Source organism: Massilia phyllostachyos (genome assembly GCF_021044825.1).
In the GTDB taxonomy this organism is placed as follows: Bacteria; Pseudomonadota; Gammaproteobacteria; order Burkholderiales; family Burkholderiaceae_D; genus Telluria; species Telluria phyllostachyos.
The window spans coordinates 82,632-94,357 of the sequence record NZ_JAJNOC010000003.1 but is presented as its reverse complement, the minus strand read 5'-3'; the positions used below and the strand labels follow the sequence as shown (position 1 = coordinate 94,357).

At 72.9% G+C, this 11,726-nt stretch carries 4 protein-coding genes; 1 reads left to right on the top strand and 3 read right to left on the bottom strand.

Annotated elements, in window-relative coordinates; translation table 11 throughout:
* Positions 1 to 11: 11 nt before the first annotated feature.
* The 3 genes from LQ564_RS11350 to LQ564_RS11340 all read right to left on the bottom strand — a co-directional run bounded on the left by LQ564_RS11350 (position 12) and on the right by LQ564_RS11340 (position 11,016).
* Positions 12 to 878 carry an outer envelope protein gene (locus LQ564_RS11350; protein ID WP_231058224.1) on the bottom strand — a complete coding sequence of 289 codons (867 nt, stop codon included), beginning with the start codon at positions 876 to 878 and terminating at the stop codon, positions 12 to 14.
* Entirely contained in the window at positions 875 to 8,869 is a 7,995-nt protein-coding gene (locus LQ564_RS11345; RefSeq protein ID WP_231058223.1) for a glucoamylase family protein, read from the bottom strand. Before LQ564_RS11345 ends, LQ564_RS11350 begins: the two co-directional genes overlap by 4 nt.
* 212 nt (positions 8,870 to 9,081) lie before the next feature.
* Positions 9,082 to 11,016 carry an aminotransferase class V-fold PLP-dependent enzyme gene (locus LQ564_RS11340; RefSeq protein WP_231058222.1) on the bottom strand — a complete coding sequence of 645 codons (1,935 nt, stop codon included), beginning with the start codon at positions 11,014 to 11,016 and terminating at the stop codon, positions 9,082 to 9,084.
* 149 nt (positions 11,017 to 11,165) lie between these two features.
* Between LQ564_RS11340 and LQ564_RS11335 the strand changes: the two genes are divergently transcribed.
* Positions 11,166 to 11,651: an Lrp/AsnC family transcriptional regulator gene (locus LQ564_RS11335; RefSeq protein ID WP_231058221.1), complete on the top strand. Its 486-nt coding sequence runs from the start codon at positions 11,166 to 11,168 to the stop codon at positions 11,649 to 11,651.
* The last annotated feature ends 75 nt before the right edge of the window (positions 11,652 to 11,726 follow it).

Here is an 11,726-nt window from a genome sequence, read left to right as displayed (position 1 = left end):
CGTACCTCGCCCTAGAAATGGAAGTCCGCGCGCAGCATCGGCGTGCTGGCGCGCTGCCCGGCGCCGCCGGTGGTGCGGCGCGTGTTGCCGAACTTGTTGTTCCAGAACTGATAGCCGACGCCGACCCGGATCTTGTTCTTCGGCTGGCCCAGGCGCGGCCCGAGGTCGAACATCAGCGCCACGTCGAGGTTGGTCTCGGCGCCGGTCGGCGCGCCGGTCTCGTCCAGCCCCTTCTCGGCGATCCAGTTCAGGAAGCCCTCGAAGGACCAGCCTTCGGCCACCGGAATCGCCCAGCTGGCGCCGAACATCGGGTGGGTGTCGTAGGTGTAGCGGCCGCGCACGTCGGCGATCGGCGGGAAGGGGCCGCTGGGCGCATTCGATTCGCGCAGCCACAGGATGCTGGTGTTCAGAAAACCCGGCACGTCCCACATCAGGGTCGGCCCCGCCACCAGCATGCGCTTGCGCGAGTTGTAGCCGACGTCGTCCTTGTGATTGAGGTCGAAGCCGAAGGTCAGGCCGACGCCCTTCACCTTGCCGAAGCGGAGTTCGGAACCGCGCAGCGCGCCGATGTCGAGGGTGTGGCGGTACAGCAGGTAGGCTTCGCGCGCGCCGCTGCTGCTGCCCGGCGCGCGCGGGTCGCTGGCGTCGGACTTCAGCACGTCGAGGTTCAGGTAGTTGCTGCCGTACTTGTAGCCGCTGGCGTGGGTGAAGGCCACGATGTGCTTGTCGATGTGCTCCGGGTTGAACGGTTCGGCGAAGCGCGTGCCGTAGCGGTAGCTGATCGCGTTGTCGCTCCAGTCGACCGCCATCGCGGGCGCGGCGCAGCACAGCAGGGCGGCGCAGGCCGCCAGTCTCATAGGGGTCGAGTGTTTGCTCATGTCGTCGGTCCTGGCTGGTTGTCGTGCGGGCCGGGGAGCACGTCTCCCGGCCTGCGTTCCACATATAGCTCCACCTTGTGCTCGCGGCCATCGTCGAGCGGCTCGATGGTGGCGTGCGGCTGCGGCTGGCCATCGAGCAGCAGCGCCTCGCCCTGGCCGGCATGGCGCACGCGGATGTCGTAGTCCGCCCTGCCCACCCGGTAGCGCAGGCGCAAGCCCTCCCATGCGGCCGGCAGCAGCGGCGCCAGCGTAAGGCTGTCGGCCTCGCGCCGGATGCCGAGCAGCGCGTCGGCCAGCAGCATGCAGGTCCAGCCGCTCGCCGCGCCGTCCATCATGAAACAAGGCGCGCCGGCGGAGCGCACGCGTGCATCGGCGTCGACGGCAGCCATGGCGAGGCGCCAGGCGCGCGTGGCGGCGCCCTCCTGCGCCAGGGCCAGGCCGAGCCAGGCCGCTGCCCGTGAATCGGGGGCAGCGTCGAGCGTGGCCAGTGCGGCCGACACCCGTGCCGGGTCGGCGCCCGCCAGCGCGGCCCAGGCCTGGGTCGCGGCGTCCCCATCCCCGTAGGCCTTGCCGTTCCAGCCATGCTCCTCGGCCTGCGCGCGCAGAGCCAGCGCGGCGCCGCGGCAGGTGGTGGCGAAGCCGAAGTCGGCGCGGCGGTCGGCCACGTCGGCGAAGCGCTGCAGCACCGCGGCCAGCAGGAAGGCCAGGCGCAAGTCTTCCGGCCGCCCGGTTTCCTCCTCGTGCATGCGCGCGTCCCGCAATGGCAGGCCATGTTCGCCGAAGCGCAGGCAGCCGCGCAGGCCGTGCACGCAGTACTGGTACAGGTCATCGTGGGCCAGGCGGGTGCCGCTCGACGGGTCGCCGCCGGCCGGCTCGCGCAGCACGCCATAGTCGCCGCTGACCTCGAGGTAGCGCCCCAGCGCGAAGGGCAGCCACAGGAAATCCTCCACCATGGCGCCGGCGCTGCCGATGTCGGCGCGGGCGGCGCGCAGCAAGGCCGCGCGCACGGTGGCCGGGCTGCCGTGCAGCGCCGCCAGCGCGCCCTGCAGCTGCACGGCCGGATCGAGGCCGAAGGTCGAGGCCAGCGCCCCGTAGGGCAGCCAGCCGTTGGCGATCAGGTCGAATGCCGGGTCGGGCGTCGCTACCCGCACGCTGCCCAGCAGGCCGTCCCAGTACGCGTGCAGCGCGCGCAGCGCCCGCGCCGCGCCCTTCGATCCGCCGTGCTGCTGGACCGCCGCGCTGGCGGCCAGCGCGTCCGGTCCGGCCACGCCCAGCAGGAACACCAGCTCGCGTTCCTCGCCCGGCTGCAGCGCGACCCGCACCTGCAGGGCGGCGCAGGGATCGAGCCCGGCGCCGTGGCTGCCCGACAGGCTGCTCCTCTCCAGCGCGGCCGGCCGCGCCAGATTGCGATGGCGGCCGACGAACTCGCGCCGGTCGGCGGTGTGCGCCACCTGCGCGGCCTCGACGTGGAAGAACGCGACCCGGTCGGCGAAGCCGGCGCCGAAGGCGTTGCGGGCGGTAAGCGCGCCGCTGGCGAGGTCGACGCCGGTGACGACCTGCAGGCCGGCCGGCGCATCGACCTCGTCCAGCCACCACTGCACGAAGCCGGTCACCGCCAGGCGCCGCGGCGCGCTCGAGGCGTTGCGCAGCGTGAGCACCGCGTACTCGAGCGGCGCGTCCTGGGCGACGAAGCAGCGCAGGGTCGAATCGATGCCGTGGGCGCGGTGCTCGAACAGCGTATAGCCGAAGCCGTGGCGCGCCTGGTAGGGCTCGCCGGAGGGCATGGGCCAGGGCGTGGGTGACCAGGCCGCGCCGCTTTCTTCGTCGCGCAGGTAGAAGGCTCCGCCATCCTCCAGCGTGACGCGCTGGGTGCGGCGGCCGCACCAGACTGTGCCTGCGCCGTTGGCCCGGACCTCGGCGCCGAACTCGCCGTTCGCCAGCGGATTGGCCAAGCGCGCGGCGCCGTGCACCAGGTATTCGCGCCCACTCTGATCGAAACCGTCGGCGCCGCCGGCGGGCAGGGGCACGTCCACGGTCCATTGCGGCGGCTCGGCCGCCGGCGCGAAGGGCGCCGGCCAGGCCGGCAGCGGCGGCGCGGCGCGGCCCAGCTGTTCCGCCAGCGGGCCGCGTTCGGCCAGCAGCAGCACGCGGGCCGCGGCGCGCAGCAGGATGCGGTCTTCCTGCGCCACCTCGTCCAGCAGATGCAGGTGCAGGTGCATCACGTCACTCGGCGCCATCGCCTCGATCTCTTCGCGCAGCGCGCGGCTCTGGCACAGCACCAGCAGGTCGACCGCCAGGCCGCGCGCGCGCCAGTAGGCGTGGGCCTGCAGCACCTCGTAGGCCAGGGCCGTGTCGGCATCCGGCTGCAGCACCAGCAGCGGGCGGCTGCCGTCCATGCCGAAGCGCTGCAAGTCCGCGCGGCCGCGCACATTGCGCGCGATGACGCCGGGGTCGGCGCGCAGGCCGGGCACCGGGTCGAGCAGGCAGCCGGCCAGGCGGTTGAAGCGCTGGGCCTGGGCAGCCGTCAATCCTTCGCGGTCGAGCGCGGCCTGGCCGTGGGTCCATGCCGCTTCCAGGTCTTGCGCCACGGCGGCCGCGTCGAGATGGCGCGCCGCCAGCGCCCGCGCGGCGGCGGGGGTGACGGCGGCGCCCAGCAGCAGGTCGACCGTCGCTTCCTGGCCGGGTTCGAGCGTGAAGGCGCGGCGGATCGCCAGCACCGGGGCATCGTCGGCTTCCTCTTCCAGCGGCGGCAAATTCGCGAGGGGGTCGAGGCCCGCGCCGCTGTACTGCGGCGCGCCGGACATGCCGCGCACGGACAGCGCATGCAGCACGGTCGGCAGGGCCGGACCGGCGTAGCACAGCAGCGCCGTCGAGGCCTCGTCGACCTGGAGCCGGCAGCGCTCCCCGTGCGGGGCCAGCGCGACCTGGCTGGTGATGTCCAGCGCCAGTGGAGTGTCACGGGTGTTGCGGATGCGGATGCGGCGCAGCTCGACGTCGTCTTCCGGCGCCACCGCCATATCGAGCACGAGCGCCAGACCGCGCTCCTCGAAGCGGAAGGCGGCGCGGCCCTCGGCGAACACGGCTTCCATGCCTTCCAGCGTGGACGGCCACGATTCGCCGCTGCCCGTCTCGCGCAGCACCCAGGCCATGCCGCCCTGCCCGCCCAGCGGGTCCGGGCGCCAGCGCGTCAGCGCGACCTCGCCCAGGCGGCTGTAGCCGGCACCGCTGCTTTCCACCAGCACGTGGTAGCTGCCGTTCGACAGCAGCTGCACTTCCGGCATGGCGGCGCCGGCGCGGTCGATCACCCGGGCCTGGCCAGGCGCGTCCGGCGCCGCGGCGGCGATGTACGGCGTGGGCATGGAAGCGCCGCGCGCCGGCACCGGTTCCTGCAGCAGGGTCTGGGCGGCGCGCAGTTCCGGGTCGCGCGCGAAGCGGCGCTGCATCGGCGCGTCGTGCAGGACCTGCAGCAGCGCGAGCAGGCCGAGCCCCTGGTGGCGCGCGGCATTGGTGCGCACCACGTGGCGGCTTTCGCCATGCGGCAGGCGGCCGGGCGTGTAGTCGATCGCATCGACGAAGCCGTAGTCGCCGAGCAAGCCGTTGTCCGCCAGGCGTTCCAGATTGGCCAGCGCGGCGCCGGGCGCCAGCGGCAGCGCCAGCAGGGTCGCGTAGGGCGCGGCCACCAGTGCGTCGCCGCCGCCACGGCGCAGCGCGGCGCCGGGGATGCCAAAGGAATGGAACTGGTACAGCAGGCTGGCGTCCACCGCATTGCAGGCCGACTCCGACACGCCCCAGGGCATGTCGTGGCGCCGTCCGTGGGCGATCTGGGCGCGCATCGCGGCGCGGCCGGCATGGTCGAACAGGGTGTCGCGCCAGGACGGCAGCAGCAGCTGGGGCGCGAGGTAGTCGGCCAGGCCGCCGTCGCGTGACAGCAGCAGCTGTTCGGACCCGCTGATGCGCATCGGACGCCGCAAATCCCACCAGTGGCGCTGGCCGAGCTGGCCCTGCGCCACCGCCAGGTAGCTGGCGATGCAGGCGTTCGACGCCAGCAGGTCGCAGCTGTCGGCGTCCAGCCTTTCCTCGCGCACCTGGCAGCCCGCGGCCAGCACACCGGCGCCGGGGTCGTGCAGGGCCTGGAAATCCATCGCGGAAAAATCGCGTGCCTGCGCGGCGAGCTGTCCGAGCCGCGCCAGCAGCTTGCGCGCGCGTTCGCGGCCGTCGCGCACCAGGCGCGACAGGCCGGGATGCATGCCGGGCGCCGGATCGAAGGCCGCCAGTTCGCGCAAGGTCGGGATGCGCGTGAGGCCCGCGTCGAGCACGTATTCCTGCTCGGCGCGCATCCATGGGGCGAGTGACAGGAGCTCGTCCTGCAGCGCATGGCACTGCGCCCCGAGGCGCGCCGCCCAGTCGTGCAGCGCATCCTCCTCGATCAAATCCTGCCTGGGCAAGCCGGCGCGCAGCGCATCGCCGGCGGCGACCACGTGGCGCAGGCATTCGGCCAGGCCGGGCAGCGTGTCGGCCGCGCGGCAGCGCTGCGGGTCGAGCGCGGCCCAGGCGGCGGCCACCAGTTCGCGTTCGCGCATCGGGCGTCCGGCGGCGAGTTCGTCCACCACGTGCAGGGTCGCGCGAATGCCCTCCAATGCCTGCGGCCCGGCCACCGGCGCATCAAGCAGCTCGTCCAGGCCGGAGGCCACGATGCGCAGGGACAGCGCCAGCCAGCCGCTGCCCGCCGTGGACACCTGGGCCGGTTCGAGCGGCGCCAGGCGCGCGTTGTCGTAGGCCGCGAAGAAGTGGCCGCGCCAGCGCTCCAGCATGGCCATCGAGGACAGCGCGCCGTCCACCCGCTCCACCAGTCCCCCCAGCGGCACGAAGCCGAAGTCGCGCGCACCCAGCGCCGCCAGCAGGGACACGGCCATGCCCTCCGGCGTGCTGCGGGCGTCGGCCAGCATCTCCGGATGCTCCTGCACGCTCTCCGGCGGCAGCCAGTTGTTGGCGGGGCCGGCGAAGTCCTCGAAGAAGCTCCAGCTGCGCCGCGCCACCCGCAGCAGGAAGGCGTGGCGCGCCGGCGACAGGCGCGGCGCGCGCGGACGCGACGGCAGGCCGGTCCACCACGCGAGGGGCGGCGACAGGAACCACACCAGCAGCAGCGGCGCGGCCGGGAACAGCGAATACGGGTTGGCGAAGGTCAGCAGCAGCGCCGTCGCCACCGCCAGCGCCGGGGCGAAGGCCATCGTCACGAGATACGCCGCCACCGCCGACGCGGCGCGCTTTCGTTCCGGCGCGCGCCGACGCGTCAGGGCGCGCAGCAGCGCATCGCATTGCGACCAGGCCGCATGCGGCAGGAAGCTGGTGGCCAGCGCCGCGCGCACCAGCGGCACGCGCGCGCCCCGGGCCCAGGCCTCGATGTGCTGGCGCCAGGGGGCGTCGTGCGGCCGGTCGACCAGGGCCACCAGGCTGCCGAGCAGCACCGGCAGGAAGAACACCGACAGCACCGCCGCGGTCCAGAAGGCGGTCTCGGTCAGCGCGGTCCAGCACAACACCAGCAGGAGCAGCAGCGCGGGCGCCGCCAGGCTGTCGCGCAGGGTGTCCAACAGGCGCCAGCGCGCTTCCAGAGGGAGAGGATGCGCGGCCGCACCCGGCGCGCGCCGCAGCCAGCCGGCCGACTGCCAGGCGGCGCACACCGCCCGCTCGCGCGCCAGCGCGTGCTCGCCATAGTCGCAGGGGATGGCCTGTTCCAGGCGCACTTCGTCGTCGCGCCGCGCATGCAACAGGCCCTCGATGACCACTTCGTGCGCCGCCGGCGGGGTGTTTGCCAGCACGCGCTCCCAGGCATCGACGTCGTAGATCGCGGCCCAGCCGAACATGCCTTGCACCTCGCACTCGCGCATGGCATGCGGCGCGGCCCAGCTGCCCCGGCCCTCGGCCCACAGGCGCTGGTAGCGGCAATCCTGGCGGCCGGGCAGCGCGCCGCCGATCGCCGGGCGCAGCATGGCGTGGCCTTCATCGACCCGGGTCGCGCGGGCGTCCAGCGCCGGCTGGTTGAGCGGATGCGCCATCGCCCCGGCCATCAGGCGCGCCGCGTCGCGCGGCAGGCCTACCGCGGCGTCGAGGGCGAGCACGTAGCGCACTTCGGCCAGGCCGGCGCTGCCGCCGGCGACGGTGGCGAAGCGCGCGCGGCCGTCTTCCTCGGTTTTCGCGGCGAGCCAGGCATGCAGGTCGGCCAGCTGGCCGCGCAGGCCCTGCCGGGCGGCGCCGCGTGGGCGCTGCAGCAGCAGGAAAGGTTCGACCCGCACCCGTTGCGTGGCGGGCTGGCCGTCCTCGTCGACGATGGCGAACCGGTGTTCGCGCGCGTACCTGGCGTTGAGCGCATCGATGGCTTCCACCGCCCGCGCCACCAGCGCGGCGGCGTCCGGCCGGACTTCCCCGGGCGTCGCGGCCAGGTCGGCCAGCAGGCAGAAACGCAGGCGCGGATCGCGGTTGGCGAGGTAGCGCTGTTCGAGGTCGCGGCACAGGCTCGTCACCTGCTCCGCATGCGCCAGCTGCGCCGACACGGCCACCAGGGTCATCGCCTCCTGCGGGATGCCGCCCTCGAAATCCATGCGCGGCGTGGCCGTGATTGCAGAACGTGGCGCCAGCCAGGCCGCCATCATGCCGGCCAGCGCCACCGCCAGCTGGCTGCCGCCGACCAGGGCCAGCACGCCGATCAGCAGCTGCACGGCCAGCCCGGCCCCTTGCGTGCGGGCGCAGGCTACCAGGGTCAGGGCGAACAGCACGGTGAACAGGGCGACGGCGCCGATGCGCAGCAGCAGCGGGACGCGCGGCGTGCGCAGGCGTTTCAGGAAGCCGGAGCGCGGCTGCAGGCGTTGCTCGAGCAGGTCGACGCCGCAGCCGGCGAGGTAGTAGCCGATGTGGCGGCGGCGCAGGTCGAGGCCGCCCTCGCCCGGCGCGCGGTGCACGCCGGCCAGCGCCAGCGCCTCGCGCGCGACCTCGGGTTCGGTGCGGCCCGTGCGCCGCGCCAGCGTCTCGACGGCGCGCCGGTACAGGTCGCGCGTCGGGCCGTCCATGCGCGGGTAGCTGCCGTCCGGGTCGGCGCGCAGCAACGCCTCGACCGGGCTGGCTTGTTCCAGCAGGGCGCGCCAGTCGATGCCGCCGAACAGGCGCAGGCTCGCCAGGCAATGCGCGGCGACCGCGCCATCCAGCGCCAGCGCGCTGCGCTCGCGCTCGACCAGCTGGCCGATGCCGGAACCCTCGTCCTGCAGGCGCGCATCGATCCAGGCCAGCGCCTGCTCCAGGGCGCCGCCGCGGCCCTGCAGGCGGCGCGCCAGTTCGGCCACGAAGGCCGAGCCGAGCGGCTGCACGGCGCGCGCCATGTCCGCCACCAGCAGGATCAGGTCACCCGAGCGCCCCTGTGCGGTGTCGAGCATGCGGCCGGCCCAATCGGCGGCGAGCACCCGTTCGCGGCAGGCCTCGGCGCTGCGCACCGCGACGTGGCGCAGGGTGTCGAGCAGCGCCAGGCGCAGCGCGGCCGGCAGCAGGCGCAGCTCGGCCAGGCGCGGCCGGGCGTCCTCGTCCAGGCCGTCGCGGTAAGCGGCGAGCATGGCGGCCAGGGCATCGCGCGTGATCCGTCCTCCCGCCTGCGCCACCATGTCGCCGGCCAGCGCGTGGATGCGCGCCGTCTTGCTGGATTCCAGCAGCGGCAGCACGCCGCCGTCATCCAGCAGCTGGCCGCGCGCTTCGCGCAGCTGGACGTCGATCAGGGGATAGCCGTCGAGGATGACGCTCGCCGCGGCCGGCAGTTCGCCGCCGTCCAGGCGCGCGCGTTCGAGCGCGTCGCAGGCGGCGTCCAGCGCCCCGGCCTGGGCGGCCAGCAGCGTGCGCAGCGCGGGCGCGCCGTCGCCGCGTCCCAGCCGGTGCCGTGAGGCGAGTTGCTGGAAATGCGCCGCCTGCTCGTCGCCGGCGGCGGATCCGGCCTTCGCTTTGCTTTCTTGCTTCAACAGGGACCTCGACACAGAGGCGTGCGCAATCGACCGCTGGCGGATCGGAGGATGGGAGAGACTGGGCGCGCACGGCCATTGCCATGCTAGGAGATGCGGGCGGTGGGCACTGTGCGGTGGCGTACACAGGCGGTGGATGGATGTTACGGTAGGGGTGGACGGCTTGCCGTCCACCTCCCGGGAATGCGGTCAGATTGACAGCGAAGTGAGAATCAGCCGGCGAGGGCCAGGCCGCCGGCGACGTGCCAGCACTGGGCATGGCCGAGGCGGCGCAAGGTGCGCGCGGCGCGTGCGCTGCGGTTGCCGCTGCGGCAGACGAAGACCAGGGGACGCGGCTGGTCGAGCCACTGCGCCGCCTGGCCGGCCAGCTGCGACAAGGGCACGTGCTGCGCCGCGCGTCCATGCAGGCGGGCGGCGCCGGCGCTGTGTTCGGGGAATTCGCGCACGTCGACCAGCAGCGCGTCGGGGTGCGATTCGAGGTAGGCGGCGGCCGAGACGGCGTCGAGGTCGATGCCTTCGTCCGGCAGCGGCTCGCAGCCGGGCCGCGAGACCGCCGGTTCGCCGGCGCGGTGGCAGCACAGGGTGGCGCCGGCCACGCCCTCGGCAGGCGCGGCGCCGAACACGAAGCGCACCGCGCCGGGGTCGAGCACGCCGTCCCGGGCGCGGCCGAACAGGAAAGCCTCGCCGCGCTGCACCAGCAGGTCCTCACCGAGGGCGATCCCGGCGCCTTGTCCCGGCCAGCCGGCCGTCAGGTTCATCGATTCGGCCAGCGCGTCGGCGCCGCCGGAACCGATGCTGGTATCGAAACAGGCGAGCAGGCGGCAACCGCGGGCGCGCAGCTCGGCCGCGATGCGCGGCGCCAGCGCCGCGGGCGGATCGATCGCGATGCATTCGGCGCCCGCTTCGTCGAACAGCAGCCAGCCGCTGGCGCCGGAGGATTCGAGCTGCTGCAGCCGCGCCGCCGGACGCGTTGCGAACAGCGCGCGGCCGCAGCGCAGGATGCGTTCGCAGGCGGCGTCGATGAAAGCGTCGTCCGCCAGCGGACCGAAGGAAAGGCGCACCGCCGATGCGCTGCAGGCGTTCGCAACGCCCATCGCATCGAGCACGTAGCTGGGCGCGGCCTTCGATGCGGAACAGGCCGAGCCGGCGCTGACCCGCACGCCGGCGGCGTCGAACACGTCGAGCAGCTCCTTGCTGCTCACGCCCGGCACCGAGAAGTTCAGGGTGGTGGGCAGGGTCTGCGCCAGCGGCGCGTTGAATTCCAGGCCGGGGAAGGCCGCGACCAGGCTTGCCGCCAGGCGCTCGCGCATCGCCTGCAGCTGGCCGTGGCCGCGGAAGGTGCCGCCCTCTTCCAGCGCTTTCAATACGGCGCCGAGCGCCGCGATGCCGCTCATGTTCTCGGTGCCCGAGCGCTGCCCGGCTTCCTGGCCGCCGCCGCACATCAGCGGCGTATAAGGCGCGCCTTCGCGCACGTAGAGCAGGCCGATGCCCTTGGGCGCGTACAGCTTGTGGCCCGAGAACGGCGCGTAGTCGATGCGGGTGCGGTCCAGCTGCAAGGGCAGCTTGCCGAGCGCCTGCACGCAGTCGACCATCCACAGGGCCGGGCTGGCGGTTTCCTGCAGCACCGCGGCGATGCCGTCCAGGTCGGACACGACCCCGGTCTCGTTGTTGGCGGCCATCGTGCAGACAAAGGCGGCGCGCGGCGCCAGTTCGCGCAGCACCTCGAGGCGGTGGCGGCCATCGCGGCCCACCGGCAGCGCGCGCAGCTCCAGCCCGAGCCCCAGCACCCGGTTCCAGTGCGCCAGGCTCTCCGGCACCGCCTTGTGTTCGGTCGCGCCGTACAGCAGCAGCTCGCCCGCGGCTTCTCCGCGCGCGCGCCGTTCGCGCACCGCGCACAGGGCCGACAGCACCGCGGTCTGGATGCCTTCGGTAGCGCCGCTGGTGAACATCACCCGTCCGCTTGCGGCGCCCAGCACCCGGCGCGCCAGCGCGCGGGTCCCGTCCAGCAGCGCCTTGGCGCGCAGGCCGGCGGCGTGGCTGCTGCTCGGATTGCCGAAGCAGCTGTGCATGGCCGCGGTGGCGGCCTCGATGGCGGCCGGCAGGACCGGGGAAGTGGCGTTGGCGTCGAGGTAGAGTTCGCTGTTCATGAACGAATTACAAAAAAGTAAATAGTTGCTGCGGAGCCTGTTATTTTTAAGTAATATGTTACGGAGTCGTGCTGGTAAAGATATCCCAAATTTTCGCCTTTGTGGCTGAGAATTGGCATATATGTTCTCCACATATCGATATAGGGAAAATGAACTCTCTCGACAAGTTTGATTGCGCCATTCTCGCCGCACTGCAGGCGGATGCCACCCTTTCGATTTCCGGCCTCAGCGAAAAGGTCGGCCTGTCCAGCACGCCCTGCTGGAAGCGCGTCAAACGGCTCGAGGAAGAGGGCTATATCGAAAGCCGGGTCAGCATCGTCAACCGCGACAAGGTCGGCCTGCCGGTGACGGTGTTCGTGAGCGTGCGCACCAGCGAACATGACGAGAAATGGCTGGCGCGCTTCGCGTCGGCCGTGATCGCGCTGCCGGAAGTGCTCGAATTCCACCGCATGAGCGGCGACGTCGATTACCTGCTCAAGGTCGTCACCACCGACATCGCCGGCTACGACCGTTTCTACAAGAAGCTGATCAAGACCGCGCGCCTGACCGGCGTCTCTTCCGCCTTCTCGATGGAGCAGATCAAGTCGACCACGGCGCTGCCGCTGGAGCTGATCTCGCACGGCCTGCCCTCCTGATTCTTTCGTGCCGGACGGCCTCTTCGCCCGGCTATCGATTCGTGCGATGATGGCGTCCGTTGACTACAACGGAGA